At 60.3% G+C, this 14,645-nt stretch carries 16 protein-coding genes; 15 read left to right on the forward strand and 1 reads right to left on the reverse strand.

Annotation, left to right across the window (positions count from 1 at the left end):
- Positions 1–17: 17 nt before the first annotated feature.
- The 4 genes from guaA to AAF659_RS02450 are packed head-to-tail and all read left to right on the forward strand — an operon-like array spanning position 18 to position 4,467.
- Positions 18–1,595: a glutamine-hydrolyzing GMP synthase gene (gene guaA, locus AAF659_RS02435; protein ID WP_349750105.1), complete on the forward strand. Its 1,578-nt coding sequence runs from the start codon at positions 18–20 to the stop codon at positions 1,593–1,595.
- Between the two features lie 12 nt (positions 1,596–1,607).
- Positions 1,608–2,111 (forward strand): tRNA adenosine(34) deaminase TadA, encoded by a 504-nt coding sequence (gene tadA / locus AAF659_RS02440; RefSeq protein ID WP_349750106.1) that lies wholly within the window; start codon positions 1,608–1,610, stop codon positions 2,109–2,111.
- Positions 2,108–3,112: a UDP-glucose 4-epimerase GalE gene (gene galE / locus AAF659_RS02445; RefSeq protein ID WP_349750107.1), complete on the forward strand. Its 1,005-nt coding sequence runs from the start codon at positions 2,108–2,110 to the stop codon at positions 3,110–3,112. Before tadA ends, galE begins: the two co-directional genes overlap by 4 nt.
- An 11-nt stretch (positions 3,113–3,123) precedes the next feature.
- Positions 3,124–4,467, forward strand: a complete 1,344-nt coding sequence (locus AAF659_RS02450) for a UDP-glucose dehydrogenase family protein (protein ID WP_349750108.1) — start codon at positions 3,124–3,126, stop codon at positions 4,465–4,467.
- Positions 4,468–4,508: 41 nt separating this feature from the next.
- Here AAF659_RS02450 and fabR read toward each other — a convergent pair whose 3' ends face one another.
- Positions 4,509–5,120 carry an HTH-type transcriptional repressor FabR gene (fabR, locus tag AAF659_RS02455; protein ID WP_349750109.1) on the reverse strand — a complete coding sequence of 204 codons (612 nt, stop codon included), beginning with the start codon at positions 5,118–5,120 and terminating at the stop codon, positions 4,509–4,511.
- A gap of 201 nt (positions 5,121–5,321) precedes the next feature.
- Between fabR and aspS the strand changes: the two genes are divergently transcribed.
- From aspS to pal, 11 genes are all read left to right on the forward strand, one after another.
- Positions 5,322–7,106, forward strand: coding sequence for an aspartate--tRNA ligase (gene aspS, locus AAF659_RS02460; RefSeq protein ID WP_349750110.1), 1,785 nt, complete (start codon positions 5,322–5,324; stop codon positions 7,104–7,106).
- A 12-nt stretch (positions 7,107–7,118) separates the two neighbouring features.
- Positions 7,119–7,871, forward strand: coding sequence for a YebC/PmpR family DNA-binding transcriptional regulator (locus AAF659_RS02465; RefSeq protein ID WP_349750111.1), 753 nt, complete (start codon positions 7,119–7,121; stop codon positions 7,869–7,871).
- On the forward strand, positions 7,868–8,383 hold the full coding sequence (gene ruvC, locus AAF659_RS02470) for a crossover junction endodeoxyribonuclease RuvC (RefSeq protein WP_349750112.1): 516 nt from the start codon (positions 7,868–7,870) through the stop codon (positions 8,381–8,383). The genes AAF659_RS02465 and ruvC overlap by 4 nt, the downstream gene beginning before the upstream one ends.
- A gap of 12 nt (positions 8,384–8,395) precedes the next feature.
- Positions 8,396–9,019: a Holliday junction branch migration protein RuvA gene (gene ruvA / locus AAF659_RS02475; RefSeq protein ID WP_349750113.1), complete on the forward strand. Its 624-nt coding sequence runs from the start codon at positions 8,396–8,398 to the stop codon at positions 9,017–9,019.
- Positions 9,020–9,129: 110 nt separating this feature from the next.
- Positions 9,130–10,149 (forward strand): Holliday junction branch migration DNA helicase RuvB, encoded by a 1,020-nt coding sequence (ruvB, locus tag AAF659_RS02480; protein WP_349750114.1) that lies wholly within the window; start codon positions 9,130–9,132, stop codon positions 10,147–10,149.
- Complete coding sequence (gene ybgC / locus AAF659_RS02485; RefSeq protein WP_349750115.1) at positions 10,146–10,571, forward strand: tol-pal system-associated acyl-CoA thioesterase; 426 nt, start codon at positions 10,146–10,148, stop codon at positions 10,569–10,571. The genes ruvB and ybgC overlap by 4 nt, the downstream gene beginning before the upstream one ends.
- 9 nt (positions 10,572–10,580) lie before the next feature.
- Complete coding sequence (gene tolQ / locus AAF659_RS02490; RefSeq protein WP_349750116.1) at positions 10,581–11,267, forward strand: protein TolQ; 687 nt, start codon at positions 10,581–10,583, stop codon at positions 11,265–11,267.
- An 18-nt stretch (positions 11,268–11,285) separates the two neighbouring features.
- Positions 11,286–11,723, forward strand: a complete 438-nt coding sequence (gene tolR, locus AAF659_RS02495) for a protein TolR (RefSeq protein WP_502949181.1) — start codon at positions 11,286–11,288, stop codon at positions 11,721–11,723.
- Between the two features lie 34 nt (positions 11,724–11,757).
- Positions 11,758–12,654 carry a cell envelope integrity protein TolA gene (gene tolA / locus AAF659_RS02500; RefSeq protein ID WP_349750117.1) on the forward strand — a complete coding sequence of 299 codons (897 nt, stop codon included), beginning with the start codon at positions 11,758–11,760 and terminating at the stop codon, positions 12,652–12,654.
- Positions 12,655–12,660: 6 nt separating this feature from the next.
- Positions 12,661–13,974: a Tol-Pal system beta propeller repeat protein TolB gene (tolB, locus tag AAF659_RS02505; RefSeq protein ID WP_349750118.1), complete on the forward strand. Its 1,314-nt coding sequence runs from the start codon at positions 12,661–12,663 to the stop codon at positions 13,972–13,974.
- A 79-nt stretch (positions 13,975–14,053) separates the two neighbouring features.
- Complete coding sequence (gene pal, locus AAF659_RS02510; protein ID WP_349750119.1) at positions 14,054–14,644, forward strand: peptidoglycan-associated lipoprotein Pal; 591 nt, start codon at positions 14,054–14,056, stop codon at positions 14,642–14,644.
- Position 14,645: the final 1 nt, after the last annotated feature.

A 14,645-nucleotide genomic window follows, 5' to 3' on the forward strand; every position in this document is an offset into this window, starting at 1 on the left:
CACAACCAGAGGCCCGCATGACCCGGAACATCCACGATCACCGCATACTGATCCTTGATTTTGGTTCCCAGTACACTCAGCTGATTGCGCGCCGGGTCCGGGAGATCGGCGTCTACTGCGAGATCCGGCCCTTTGATGCTACATCGCAAGAGGTCGCGGAGTACGCGCCCAGTGGCATCATTCTGGCAGGCGGCCCGGAGTCGGTGACTGATCTTGGCAGTCCGCGCGCGCCAGCGAAAATTTTCGAACTGGGCGTGCCGGTACTGGGCATCTGTTACGGCATGCAGACCATGGCCGAAGAACTCGGTGGCCGGGTGGCCGGCTCGGAGAAGCGTGAGTTCGGCTATGCCCGGGTTCGTGTCACTGCGCAAAGCGAACTGTTCCGGGCTATTGCCGACCACGTAACGGACGCGGGCGAGCGGTTGCTGGATGTCTGGATGAGTCATGGGGATCAGGTTGTTGAGACGCCGGAAGGCTTTGAGGTTCTGGCGTCCACAGACAGTGCTCCTGTCGCTGCCATTCAGGACCCGACGCGTCATCTTTATGGCGTCCAGTTCCATCCGGAGGTTACCCATACGCTTCAGGGGCAGCGACTCCTATCCCATTTTGTGCTGGATATCTGCGGTTGTGAGGCCCTCTGGACACCTGCTGAGATCGTCGATGATGCTATCCAGCAGATCCGGGAAGAAGTCGGTAACGACCGCGTTCTTCTCGGACTGTCCGGCGGCGTTGACTCCTCGGTAACCGCCGCGCTGCTGCACCGGGCGATTGGCGACCAGCTGACCTGTGTGTTCGTGGATAACGGCCTGCTGCGGCTGAATGAAGGTAAGCAGGTCATGGACATGTTTGCCCGTAACATGGGCGTCAACGTCATCCATCACAATGCTGAACATCGCTTCCTGTCACAGCTTGAGGGTGTGCAGGATCCGGAAGAAAAGCGTCGCATCATCGGTAACACGTTCATCGAAGTCTTTGACGAGGAAGCAGCGACGATTACGGATGTGGACTGGCTGGCCCAGGGCACTATCTATCCGGACGTGGTGGAATCCGCGCAGTCGCGTAGCGGTAAGGCGACGATCATCAAGTCCCATCATAATGTGGGCGGTCTGCCGGAAACGATGAAACTGAAACTGGTGGAGCCTCTGCGTGAGCTGTTCAAGGACGAGGTCCGCAGGATCGGGCTTGAGCTGGGCCTGCCCTACGATATGGTCTATCGTCATCCTTTCCCGGGACCGGGCCTGGGTGTGCGGATTCTGGGCGAAGTAAAGAAAGATTATGCGGACATGCTGCGCCAGGCGGATGCCATCTTTCTCGAGGAGCTGCACAATTACGACTGGTATCACCACACCAGTCAGGCCTTTGCTGTCTTCCTGCCGGTGAAATCGGTAGGTGTGGTCGGGGATGCGCGTCGCTATGAGTACGTGATCGCTCTGCGTGCCGTGGAGACGCTGGATTTCATGACGGCACGCTGGGCTCATCTGCCGTACGAGCTTCTTGAGACGGTCTCAAGCCGGATCATCAACGAGATACCGGGTATCTCCAGGGTTACCTATGATGTGTCATCCAAGCCCCCGGCGACCATTGAGTGGGAGTGACCGAATCCGCCCATGAGCGCAGGGGCTGAGGACGAAGCCTGGATGGATCGGGCGCTGGCGCTTGCAGCGCAGGCGGAGGCGCTGGATGAGGTCCCTGTGGGGGCCGTGGTTGTGCTGGAAGGAAAAATTGTTGGCGAAGGCTTTAATCAGCCCATATCCGGCCACGATCCGACCGCGCACGCGGAGGTCCGGGCGCTCAGGGATGCGGCGCAGCGGGTCGGCAATTACCGGCTGACCGATGCCGTTCTCTATGTGACTCTTGAACCCTGCACCATGTGCGCCGGTGCCCTTGTGCATGCTCGCATCGGGACCCTGGTGTTCGGCGCACGTGAACCCAAGGCTGGGGCCATCCGTTCCCGGGCAAGAATGCTGGAGGCTGAGCATCTGAACTGGCAGATCGGCGTTCGCGAAGGCGTGCGCGAATCAGAGTGCCGCGACCAGCTAACGGCATTCTTTGCGCGCCGGCGGGCAGAGAATAAAAACAGGCGTAAGGATTCAGAAGGAGTGGATGAGTGACAGACAGGGTGTTGGTAACTGGTGGGGCCGGCTATATCGGTAGCCATGTGGTGCGCCAGCTTGGGGAAGCCGGCTATGACGTGGTCGTGTTCGACAATCTTTCAACGGGCCATGAATGGGCCGTAACGCACGGTGAACTCGTGGTAGGTGATCTGGCGGATCCGGAGGCCCTGGATGCTCTCTTCGCTGCCAACGATTTCGCTGCAGTTCTTCATTTCGCCGCACACATCATTGTGCCGGAATCCGTGGCGGACCCCCTCAAGTATTACCGCAATAATACCCGCAACACCCTGAATCTGCTGGGTGCCATGAGTCGCCACGGGGTCAGCCGGATCGTTTTCTCCTCCACCGCTGCCGTTTACGGTATGCCGGATCAGCAGGTGCTGACCGAGGATTTGCCGCTGGCGCCCATCAACCCCTATGGCGCGTCCAAGATGATGAGCGAGCGTATGATCATGGACCTGGCTCAAGCCAGTGACCTGGATTACGTGATCCTGCGCTATTTCAATGTCGCCGGCGCCGACCCGCAGACACGGCTGGGCCAGGCCACGCCCGAAGCGACGCATCTGATTAAGGTGGCCTGTCAGTGTGCCACCGGCGCCCGTGACGGCATGCAGATCTTCGGCACCGATTACGGTACACGCGACGGTACCTGCATCCGTGATTATATCCACGTGGAGGATCTGGCAAGTGCTCACGTGCGTGCGCTTGAGCACATGCAGCAGGGCAACGGCTCCGAAGTGCTCAATTGCGGCTATGGCCGCGGCTTCACTGTGCGTGAGGTCATCGAGGTAGTGAAACGTCTGTCTAGCGTTGACTTCACCGTGACGGAGACCGATCGCCGTGCCGGTGACCCGGAAGCCCTGATGGCGGATAACCAGACGATCCGCGAGCGGCTTGACTGGTCACCGGTCTATGATGAACTGACAACCATTGTACAGACCGCGCTTGACTGGGAGCGCCACTGGCAGGCGCGCCAGAAGAATCAATCGAATCAGTAAGGAACAGCGGCATGCGCATCACTATTTTCGGAACCGGCTATGTGGGTCTTGTTACAGGCGCCTGTCTCGCCGAGGTTGGCCACCACGTCATGTGCATGGACGTGGACCAGGAAAAGATCGACCGTCTGCGGGATGGCATTATCCCTATCTATGAACCAGGGCTGGAACCCATTGTGGCCCATAATACGGGCGCCGGCCGGCTCCAATTTACCACGGATGTCACCGAGGCGGTGGATTACGGGGAACTGCAGTTCATCGCCGTAGGTACGCCCTCGGACGAAGATGGTTCCGCCGATCTGAAATACGTTCTTGCTGTGGCCGGCAGCATCGGCGAGCACATGAACGACTATAAGGTCGTTATCGATAAGTCCACCGTGCCGGTGGGTACCGCGGACAAGGTGCGTGCAGCCGTGCGTGAAAAGCTGAGGGATCGAGACGCCAACATTGATTTTGATGTGGTCTCCAACCCGGAATTTCTTAAAGAGGGTGCGGCGGTCGATGACTTCATGAAGCCGGATCGCGTCATCGTGGGTGCCGACCGTGATCACCCTCAGGAGCTGCTACGCGAGCTCTACTACCCGTTCAACCGTAACCATGAACGTGTCATCTTCATGGATGTGCGTTCGGCGGAACTAACCAAGTACGCCGCTAACGCCATGCTCGCCACCAAGATCAGCTTTATGAACGAGGTGGCCAATCTGGCGGAGCGCCTGGGTGCTGACATTGAACATGTACGCCGCGGCATGGGATCGGATCCGCGCATTGGTTATCACTTCATCTATCCGGGCTGTGGTTACGGCGGTTCCTGTTTCCCCAAAGACGTGAAGGCGCTGGCCTGGACGGCCCGGGAATATGACTACGAGGCACGCCTTCTGGATGCCGTGGAGGCAGTGAACAATGACCAGAAACACGTGCTCTTCGACAAGGTCAGCTACTACTACAGCGGTGACCTGGCTGGCAAGACCGTGGCTCTGTGGGGGCTGGCGTTCAAGCCCAAAACCGATGACATGCGCGAGGCGCCCAGCCGGGTGCTGATGGAAAAACTCTGGGCGGCGGGGGCTGTTGTGCAGGCCTTTGATCCGGAAGCTATGGAGGAAACCCAGCGGATCTACCCCGACCAGCCGGGATTGCAGCTCTGCGGCACTAAGGAACAGGCGCTCAAAGGCGCCGACTGCTTGGTGATCTGTACAGAGTGGAAAGAGTTCCGGTCGCCCGATTTCGCCCAGATCGCCGCCACCATCCGATCACCCGTGGTTTTTGACGGCCGCAACCTGTATGACGAGAAGATGCTGGGGCGTCATGGACTGAGCTACTACGCCATTGGGCGTGGGTTGAACCAGTTTGGCACACGCTGAGGCGGCGTCCCGCAAAAGCGTCTGCCCTGCTCAGGTGCTTTTCAGTTTTCGGCCATGGTCTGCGCGCCTACCAGTACCATCCGCAGTTGGATCTTGAGTTTTTCTTTGAGGTTGGCGCGCTGCTTGGCCGGCGCGTCCAGCGCTTCCGCGCCCAGGTGAAAGACCAGCACCACCATGGACTCGGCAACCAGGTGCGGATCCGAAAGCCGGTGCTGTTTATCCACGGCAAACTTTTCCAGATCTTCCGCCAGTTCCGTGACGAAATGGTCGATTTCCGCCTGAACGGCCGTGCGAAAGATCCGGGATACGCCAGTGCGCTCGCGAAGCAGTAGCCGGAACAGGTTGGCGTTATCCGTCAGGTACTCCATGAAAGTTTCCACAGAGGTGTTGATCGCGCCCCCTTCGCGTTCGATGCGCTTGCGGGCCTGGCGCATGAGCTGGCGCAGAGCCACGCCAGCTTCGTCCACCAGCGCCAGTCCCAGCTCATTCAGGTCCGTGAAATGGCGATAAAAGGAAGTGGGCGCGATGCCGGCCTCGCGGGCAATTTCACGCAGGCTGAGGCTCCCGAAACCGCGGTCGGCGCTGAGCTGGCGCAGTGATGCGTCCATCAGGGCGCGGCGGGTCTTGAGCTTCTGTTCGGCGCGGACGGACACGTTCTGGTCTCTCCTTCAATGCTGGACCGGTGGCCGCTAATGGTAGCCGCTGCGGGGGCTGGCGTCACGAATCCGCAGACGCTGTCCGTGTCCGTGCAACCAATCACGCCGTCATGGTCTGACTTCGCGGCCTGATGCCGTTATAATAGCCTACCTCAAATCACATCGGCGGAAGCGCCAGGCAAACAGGAACCAACGGGTATGCGCAGTCACTATTGCGGCGGAATCAACGAATCCCACATTGACGAGACAGTGACCCTCTGCGGCTGGGTTCACCGTCGCCGGGACCATGGCGGCGTGATCTTCCTCGATCTCCGGGATCGGGACGGCATCGCCCAGGTGGTGTTCGACCCGGACACCCCTGAGAGCTTCGCTCAGGCTGACCGGGTGCGTAACGAATACGTCATCCAGATTACCGGCCGCGTGCGCCGGCGTCCTGAGGGCACCGAGAATGAGCACATGGCCACGGGGCTCGTCGAGGTGCTTGGCAAAGAGCTTGAGATTCTCAATGAAGCGGCGACGCCGCCTTTCCCGCTGGACGAGTATGCGGATGTAGGTGAGGACGTACGCCTGCGCCACCGCTACGTGGACCTGCGCCGCCCGGAAATGGCCCAGCGTCTGCGCTTCCGTTCGCGTGTCACCAGCTATCTGCGCAACTTCCTTGATAGCGAAGGGTTCATGGACGTTGAAACACCCGTTCTGACCCGCGCCACCCCGGAAGGTGCCCGCGACTACCTGGTGCCCAGCCGTACCCATGCCGGCAGTTTCTTTGCATTGCCGCAGTCACCGCAGCTGTTCAAACAGCTGCTGATGGTGTCTGGCATTGATCGCTACTACCAGATCGCCAAGTGCTTCCGGGACGAAGACCTGCGAGCTGACCGCCAGCCCGAGTTCACCCAGGTGGATGTGGAAGCTTCCTTCGTCACGGAAGAACAGATCATGGGCACCATGGAACGCATGGTGCGCAATCTCTTCAGCGATCTGCTGGGCGTCGAGCTGCCCGAATTTCCGCGCCTGCCTTACGCCGAAGCGATTCGCCGTTTCGGCAGTGACAAGCCGGACCTGCGGATCCCGCTGGAACTGGCGGACGTCGATGATCTGGTCCAGAACGTGGACTTTAAGGTCTTCTCCGGCCCGGCAGAAGATCCGAAAGGGCGGGTGGCAGCGCTACGTGTGCCCGGCGGTAGCGAGCTGACGCGTAAACAGATCGACGACTACACCGAGTTCGTTGGCATCTATGGCGCCAAGGGGCTGGCCTACATCAAGGTCAATGACCGCGCCGCCGGCATCGAAGGCCTGCAGTCACCGATCGTCAAATTCCTTGGCGAGGAGGCGACCCTGGCCATCATGGATCGGGTTGAGGCGGTCGACGGCGATCTGGTCTTCTTTGGTGCCGACAAGGCGGGCGTGGTGGATGAGGCTCTGGGCGCGCTGCGCGTCCGCCTGGGTCATGATCTGGGCATGGTGCAGGGAGACTGGGAGCCGTGCTGGGTCGTGGACTTCCCCATGTTCGAGGAAGACGATGACGGCAAACTGCACGCACTGCACCATCCGTTCACCGCCCCGGTCTCGGCCGAGGAATTGCAGAACAACCCCGCGGGCGCGCTGTCGCGGGCTTACGATATGGTTCTCAATGGCACCGAGTTGGGTGGGGGCTCCATCCGTATCCACGACGAAGCCACACAGAACGTGGTCTTCAACAGCCTGGGCATAGGTGAAGAGGAAGCACGTGAGAAGTTCGGTTTCCTGCTGGATGCCCTGCGCTTCGGTGCGCCGCCCCACGGCGGTCTGGCCTTCGGTCTGGACCGGCTGGTGATGCTGATGACCGGTGCTGGTTCGATCCGTGACGTGATTCCATTCCCTAAAACCCAGAACGCAACCTGCCTGATGACGGACGCGCCGGGCGAGGTGGACGATAAGCAGCTGCGTGAGCTGCACATCCGTCTGCGGCGCAGCGCCAAGAGTGATCAGGACGACAGCAACTGAGCGAGGCGGGCCATGGCCGGACACAGCAAGTGGCACAACATCCGACACCGCAAGGCCGCGCAGGATGCGAAAAAGGGTAAGATCTTTACTAAGCTCATCAAGGAGCTTTATGTAGCCGCCAAGGAGGGCGGCCCCGAACCCGATGATAATCCACGGCTGCGCAGCGCCGTCGATAAAGCACTGAGTAACAACGTCAAGAAAGACAGTATCGATCGCGCCATTGAACGGGGTGCCGGTAATACCGATGGCGAGAATTACGAGCAGCTGACCTACGAAGGCTATGGCCCGGGGGGTGTCGCCATCTATGTGGAGGCCATGACGGACAACAAGAACCGTACGGTTTCTGACGTCCGTCACGCTTTCAGCAAGTTTGGTGGCAATCTGGGCACGGATGGTTCCGTTGGCTTTCTGTTCACGCGCCAGGGCACTCTCAGTTTCAGCCTGGAGTACGATGAGGACACCATCATGGAAGCGGCACTGGAAGCTGGTGCCGAGGACGTGCGGGTGAGCGAGGACGGCTCGAAAGACGTCATCACTACGCCTGAGCAGTATATGGACGTAAAGGACGCCATGAAACAGGCGGGGTTGGAGCCGGACCATGCGGAAGTCAGTATGGTCCCCATGACCACTGTGGCCCTGGACGAGGACGGCGCGGAGACCAACCTCAAGCTGATCGATTGGCTTGAGGACCTGGACGACGTTCAGAACGTCTACACCAACGCCGACTTTCCCGAGGCGGCGCTGGAGCGCTTCGGCTACGCATGACCATCCTTCTGGGCGTGGATCCCGGTTCGCGGATCACCGGGTACGGTGTAATCCGCAGCAATGGGCGCAACCTGGAATACCTGGATAGCGGCTGCATCACCATGGGCGACAAGGCCATGCCGGAACGGCTGCAAACGATCCACGCAGGGCTTGCCGAGATCATCGAGACCTATCGGCCGGAGGAGATGGCTATCGAGAAGGTCTTCCTCTCCCGCAATGTCGACTCCGCCCTTAAGCTAGGGCAGGCGCGCGGCGTGGCCATTGTGTGTGGCGCTAACGCAGGCCTTCCTGTTGCTGAGTATTCCGCCCGTCAGGTCAAACAGGCGGCGGTGGGCAAGGGCAGCGCGGACAAACACCAGATCCAGCACATGGTTCAGGCGATTTTCAAACTCACCCGTCAACCCCGCGAGGATGCTGCCGACGCATTGGCGATTGCTCTCTGCCATGCGCATCTACGCCAGGGGCTCGCCAGCACCGGCGCATCCAGCAGCCGCAACGGTCGCGCACGCTGAAGGAGATTGCCCATGATCGGTCGCATTCGCGGCATCCTGATTGAGAAGCAGCCCGGTGACGCCCTGATCGAGGCCAGCGGCGTGGGTTACGAAGTCGACATTCCCTATACGACCTTTTTCCGCCTGCCGGACACTGGCCAGGAGGCTATCCTCTATACCCATCTGGCCGTACGCGAAGACGCACAGCAGCTCTATGGTTTCGCCAACAAGGGCGAGCGGGAGCTGTTCCGGCTTCTGATCCGTACCAGTGGCGTGGGCCCGAAGCTGGCGCTCGCCATTCTCTCCGGCCTGGAGGCGGATGCCTTCATCCGCGTGGTGGAGGACAACGATGTGGCGGCCCTGGTCAAGATCCCCGGCGTTGGCAAGAAAACCGCTGAACGCCTTCTTATTGAAGTGCGCGACCGCATCCGCCAGCTTGAGAACAGTCCAGCGGGCAGCGGGCGGGAAGAAGCCGTCAGCGAACTGCCCGGTATTGAACCGGTGTCCGCCAGCCCCATGGAAGAAGCCGAGGCGGCATTGATCGCGCTGGGCTATCGGCCTCAACAAGCCGGGCGGGCCCTGCAGGCTGTTGCCCAGGATGGTATGAACAGCCAGGAGCTGATCCGTCTGGCGCTGAAGAACATGATGCACCGTTAAGCCACGGTAATCCTGGCTCCATAGCTGACATTCACGTAACGTGACGGTCCGATCAAAGTTTGTAAAATGCAGGCGTTGACCACAGCGGCCTGGATGGGCTGAAAGGCGTTATGATTGAATCCGATCGACTGATTTCCGGCGATGCAGGGCCGGGAGAGGACAACCAGGACCGGGCAATCCGCCCAGCGACGCTGCGTGATTATGTGGGACAGCCCACCGTCAGTGAGCAGATGGAGATCTTTGTCGGGGCGGCGCGTGGCCGGCGTGAGGCTCTGGACCATGTCCTTATCTTTGGGCCGCCCGGACTCGGCAAGACGACTCTGGCGAACATCATTGCCAACGAGATGGGCAGCACCATCAAGGCGTCCTCCGGGCCGGTTCTTGAGAAAGCCGGTGATCTCGCCGCGCTGCTGACCAATCTGGAATCGGGTGATGTGCTTTTCATCGACGAGATCCACCGGTTGAGCGCCGCCGTCGAGGAGGTGCTCTACCCGGCGATGGAAGACTACCAGCTCGATATTGTGATTGGCGAAGGGCCGGCGGCACGATCCATCAAGCTGGATCTGCCGCCCTTCACACTGGTGGGCGCCACCACAAGAGCCGGTCTTCTAACCTCGCCGCTGAGGGATCGTTTTGGGATCGTCCAGCGCCTGGAGTTCTACAGCACCGAAGATCTGACGAGCATTATCGCACGCTCCGCTGAACTCCAGTCCATTGGGCTCGAAAACGGCGGCGCGCGGGAAATCGCCCGCCGTTCCCGGGGGACGCCACGTATCGCCAACCGCCTGCTGCGCCGTGTCCGCGATTTTGCGGAAGTGCGCTCGGATGGTCGGGTTACCGAATCCATTGCGGATCAGGCGCTGAACATGTTGAAAGTGGATTATCAGGGCTTTGACCATATGGACCGGCGTCTGCTGCTGGCGCTGATCGAGAAGTTCGGGGGCGGGCCTGTGGGGGTGGAGAGTCTTGCTGCCGCCATCAGCGAAGAGCGGGGCACCATTGAGGATGTGCTTGAACCCTTCCTGATCCAGCAGGGATTCATGATGCGAACGCCACGCGGGCGCATGGCCACACAACATGCCTATTTGCATTTCGGCTTTGATGCGCCGGAGGGGGAGGCTGACCGATGAGCGGTTTCCGATGGCCGGTCCGGATCTACGTCGAGGACACGGATGCCGGCGGCATCGTTTTTTACGCGAATTATCTGAAATATTTCGAGCGGGCGCGGACTGAGTGGGTGCGCTCCGAGGGCGTGGCGCTGCGGGGGCGACTGGAGAGCGAAGGCGTGGCTTTTGTGGTGCACGGCCTCAATTTGCAGTACCACTGCCCGGCCTATCTGGACGACGAACTCGTCGTTTCGGCGGATCTGATCGCTGGCACCCGTACAGCCATGACGTTCCGTCAGCAGGCTTATCGCAAGGCTGATGAGATTCTGCTGGTTGACGCCGAGGTCAAGGTGGCCTGCGTCCAGCTGCCCTCCGGGCGGCCGCGGCGCATGCCCGAGGATATCCAAGACCTGGTGAACAGAACCCTTAAACCCAACAACGCATAGGAGCATTCCGTGGAAGGAGAGCTTTCGGTCTGGTCCCTGGTTGCCAATGCCGGGATCATTGTGCAGCTGGTTATGCTGCTTCTTCTGCTGGCGTCCATCGCTTCCTGGGGGCTGATTTTTCAGCGCATCCGGGTGTATCGCCGCTCACGGCAGGCGCAGGCAGCCTTTGAGGATCGGTTCTGGTCCGGTATGGACCTGGGGCAGCTTTACAAGGAAGTGACCGGCAGCCCCACGCCCAATGGTGGTATTGAGAACGTCTTCCGGGCCGGGTTCAAGGAGTTCAGCCGGCTGCGCCAGCAGAGCCATGACGCCGAGGCGGTGATGGACGGCACCCAGCGGGCGATGAAAGTAGCCCTGGCACGTGAACTGGAACGCTTGGAGGCTCATTTGCCGTTCCTGGCGACGGTAGGCTCTACCAGCCCTTATGTAGGCCTTTTCGGGACGGTGTGGGGCATTATGAACAGTTTTATTGGACTGGCCCAGGTGCAGCAGCCCACGCTGCAGACGGTGGCACCTGGCATTGCCGAGGCGCTTATCGCCACGGCCATGGGTCTGTTCGCGGCGATTCCGGCAGTGGTGGCCTATAATCGCTTCACCTCTCAGACGGACGCCCTGATCAAGAACTATGAGACCTTTGCGGAGGAATTTGCCAGCATCCTCCACCGGAGAGTGCACAGCCACGGAGCCACCGGTTGACCGCGCGGAGATGATGCCATGGATATGAGCCCACGCCGTTCCCGCCAGGCGCCAATGTCTGAGATGAACGTAGTGCCCTACATCGACGTCATGCTGGTGCTTCTGGTGATCTTCATGATTACCGCGCCCATGCTGACCCAGGGGGTGGATGTTGATCTCCCCAGCACCGACGCAAAACCGCTGCCAGTGGATGCCGAGAATGAGCCACTGATTATTTCAGTGGACGCCAATGGCGGCTATTTTCTCGAGGTGGGGGAAGACCGGAGTAATCCTAAGTCACTTCAGAAGATTGTGAGTGAGGTAAGCTCGATCCTGGCTGAACGCCCTGAAGCCAACGTCTATGTCCGCGGTGATGAGCACGTCCGGTATGGCACAGTGATCCGCCTGATGTCGTCACTCCAGCGGGCCGGCGCGAGTGAGGTGGGGCTGATTACTGATCCGCCGGAGGAGGAATGATGTACGGAATCGGGCAGGGCGGTGCGTCAGCACGATGAAAGGAGACTGGCAGCGCATCATCCAGGCCGCGGGCGCCCTTGGAGACCGGGCGGTTCCGCTGTGGAGCCGGCTTCTGGGCATGGACGAGGCCGGGGTGCGGGAGTGGAAGTGGCCTGTCCTGGGGTCCGTCGGTCTGCACCTTCTGATCGTGATCCTGGCGGTGGCCAGTTGGAGCTGGCGGACCCAGGAGCCGCAATTCCAGCAGCCTCAGGCCGTTCAGGCCCGGGTTGTGGTGGCTCAGACGCAGGAGCCTGAGCCCGACCCCAAGCCTGAGCCTGAGCCCGAGCCTGAGCCCGAGCCTGAGCCCGAGCCTGAGCCCGAGCCTGAGCCCGAGCCTGAGCCCGAGCCTGAGCCCGAGCCTGAGCCCGAGCCTGAGCCCGAGCCCGAGCCCGAGCCTGAGCCTGAGCCTGAGCCTGAGCCTGAGCCTGAGCCCAAGCCTGAGCCCGAGCCCGAGCCAGAGTCAGAGCCAGACACGGACGAACAGCGCACCGAACGTGAGAAGCGGCTGGAGCAGTTGGCGCAGCAGGCCCAGACTCAGGCCAAGGAGGACCAGCAAGAAGAGGGGGTCGATGTCGAAGCCTCAAGCATGGATGGCATTAACATCGCCGATGAGCGACGACGCTTTAACACCCTGATCCAGCAGGAAGTGCAGAACAACTGGTACATACCACCGGGTAATGAAGACCGGGTGGTCAGGCTGCGGCTTGAGCTTCTGCCCACGGGTGAGCTGCGTTCAGTGGAGCTGGTGGAAGGCAGTGGCAGTCAGCAACTGGATGAATCAGCTCTGAGTGCGGTCAGGCGCGTTGACTCGTTTCCGACCCCGGACGACTCAGCATTGTTCAATGAGTTGTTCCGTGGCGGTATCACCGTTGAATTCAGCCCTCAGGAGTAGGCGAGCATGATCCTGATTCGAAACAGAGCCGGCCAGGTGCTGCTGCTCATCTGTTTGCTGCTGGCAACTTCTGTTGGGCATGCTGAAATGGTCGTGCGTGTCACCGAGGGAGCGGACCGGCGTATGCCCATGGCAGTGGTTCCCTTTGGAAGCAGTCATTCCCGCGACGCACCAGAGGATCTGGACGGAATCATCCGGGATGATCTGACCATGAGTGGCGATCTTAAAATGCTTGAGCCCTCCGAGATGCTCAGTCTTCCCGCGTCCGGGGATGACATTCATTTCCGTGACTGGCGGGTTCTGGGTCAGCAGTTTGTTCTGGTCGGGGATGTGGATTTTGATGCCGAGCGCAACCGCTACATCCTCAGCTATGAGCTGTTCGATGTCAGCCAGCAGGAGCGGCTTCTGGGATCGCGAGCTTCGGCGGCCCCGTCAGAGCTGCGCACGCTGGCACATCACGTGAGTAACCGGATCTATGAACGGGTCACGGGGGTTCCCGGTATCTTCAACACCCGGCTGGCTTTTGTGACCCGCACGGGCTCTGGCAATGATGTTGAATACCGGCTCAAAGTCAGTGATGTGGATGGGCGCAGGGATCAGGTGCTGCTGCGTTCCAGTGAGCCGATTCTGTCACCGGATTGGTCGCCGGACCGCAAGGAGCTGGTCTACGTGTCTTTCGAAGGCGGTCGGCCAGCAGTCTATCGGCAGGTGGTGAGTAGTGGTGAGCGGCGCCGCATTGCCGGGTTCAAAGGGCTCAATTCCGCACCGGACTGGTCACCGGATGGGGAGTCACTGCTTCTCACTCTCTCAAAGGATGGCAGTGCGGATATATACCGAATGGCGCTGGATACCCTGGAACCACGCCGGTTGACCCGCCATTACGCCATCAATACGGAACCGAGCTGGTCACCGAATGGCGAGCGCTTCGCTTTCACTTCGGACCGTTCCGGCAATCCACAAATCTACATTCAGTCCGTGAGTGGCGGTGATCCCGAGCGCCTGACCTTTGAGGGTAAATACAGTGCGCATCCGATCTTTGGACCGGATGGCGAGGAAATCTTCTACATTCACCGGGCCGACGGGCGTTTCCTGCTCGGTGCGGTGGATCTGGAGACCGGCGAGGAACGTGTGCTGGCCGGCTCCGAAATCGACGAGGCACCGGCGATGGCGCCCAATGGGCGTCTGGTGCTTTACGTCACGAATGCGGGTGGCCGCAAGGGGGCTCTGGAGGTGACCACGGTTGACGGGAGTGCGCGCTTTACGCTTCCCGTCCGCCATGATGGCATCCGGGATCCGGCGTGGTCGCCGCTGTCGGAATGAGTTCTGAAGTTTGCAGTATATTCAGGAACATCATACATTAAGCGTAATTCAAAACTGGAAAACCAAAAAAGGAAGGCCAATGACTGATCTTCTCAAGAACCGCGTACTGATTCTGGGCTTCGCCCTTCTCTTCGTGGCGGGTTGCAGCTCCACAGCGACCGAACCGGAGGGCTCCGGATCCGACGGTATGAGCGATGCCGACACGGAACAGCAAAGTGACTCCGATTCTGGCTCCAGCGATGCCTATGGTGCGGGTGATGACAGTGGCGTCTCGGAAGAGGCGATGACTGAGGCCGAGCGGGCACAGAAGTCCATGCAGCAGGCCAAGGAAAAGGCCATGAAGGCTGCGTCCACCATTTATTTCGACTTTGACAGCGCCGAGATTCAACGCGCTTCCCGTTCCATTCTGGAAGCCCACGCTGCTTACCTGGCTGAAGACGGGAATGCCAGTGTCGTACTCGAGGGCCATACTGACGAGCGTGGCAGCCGCGAATACAACATGGCCCTGGGTGAGCGCCGAGCGGAATCCGTGGCACGCTTCCTGCGCGTGAATGATGTTTCCGCGGATCAGATCGAGACGGTCAGCTATGGTGAGGAGCAGCCCGCTGTTGATGAGAGCAACGAGGAAGCCTGGGCTGAGAATCGTCGGGTTGAAATCAACTACGAATAAA

The organism is Salicola sp. Rm-C-2C1-2 (assembly GCF_040196175.1).
Lineage (GTDB): Bacteria > Pseudomonadota > Gammaproteobacteria > Pseudomonadales > Oleiphilaceae > Halospina.

Bases quoted from the DNA above. Each gene is read 5' to 3' on its own strand.
- guaA (WP_349750105.1), top strand. From the start codon at position 18: ATGACCCGGAACATCCACGATCACCGCATACTGATCCTTGATTTTGGT.
- tadA (WP_349750106.1), top strand. From the start codon at position 1,608: ATGAGCGCAGGGGCTGAGGACGAAGCCTGGATGGATCGGGCGCTGGCG.
- AAF659_RS02450 (WP_349750108.1), top strand. From the start codon at position 3,124: ATGCGCATCACTATTTTCGGAACCGGCTATGTGGGTCTTGTTACAGGC.
- aspS (WP_349750110.1), top strand. From the start codon at position 5,322: ATGCGCAGTCACTATTGCGGCGGAATCAACGAATCCCACATTGACGAG.
- AAF659_RS02465 (WP_349750111.1), top strand. From the start codon at position 7,119: ATGGCCGGACACAGCAAGTGGCACAACATCCGACACCGCAAGGCCGCG.
- ruvC (WP_349750112.1), top strand. From the start codon at position 7,868: ATGACCATCCTTCTGGGCGTGGATCCCGGTTCGCGGATCACCGGGTAC.
- ruvA (WP_349750113.1), top strand. From the start codon at position 8,396: ATGATCGGTCGCATTCGCGGCATCCTGATTGAGAAGCAGCCCGGTGAC.
- ruvB (WP_349750114.1), top strand. From the start codon at position 9,130: ATGATTGAATCCGATCGACTGATTTCCGGCGATGCAGGGCCGGGAGAG.
- ybgC (WP_349750115.1), top strand. From the start codon at position 10,146: ATGAGCGGTTTCCGATGGCCGGTCCGGATCTACGTCGAGGACACGGAT.
- tolR (WP_502949181.1), top strand. From the start codon at position 11,286: ATGGATATGAGCCCACGCCGTTCCCGCCAGGCGCCAATGTCTGAGATG.
- tolA (WP_349750117.1), top strand. From the start codon at position 11,758: ATGAAAGGAGACTGGCAGCGCATCATCCAGGCCGCGGGCGCCCTTGGA.
- tolB (WP_349750118.1), top strand. From the start codon at position 12,661: ATGATCCTGATTCGAAACAGAGCCGGCCAGGTGCTGCTGCTCATCTGT.
- pal (WP_349750119.1), top strand. From the start codon at position 14,054: ATGACTGATCTTCTCAAGAACCGCGTACTGATTCTGGGCTTCGCCCTT.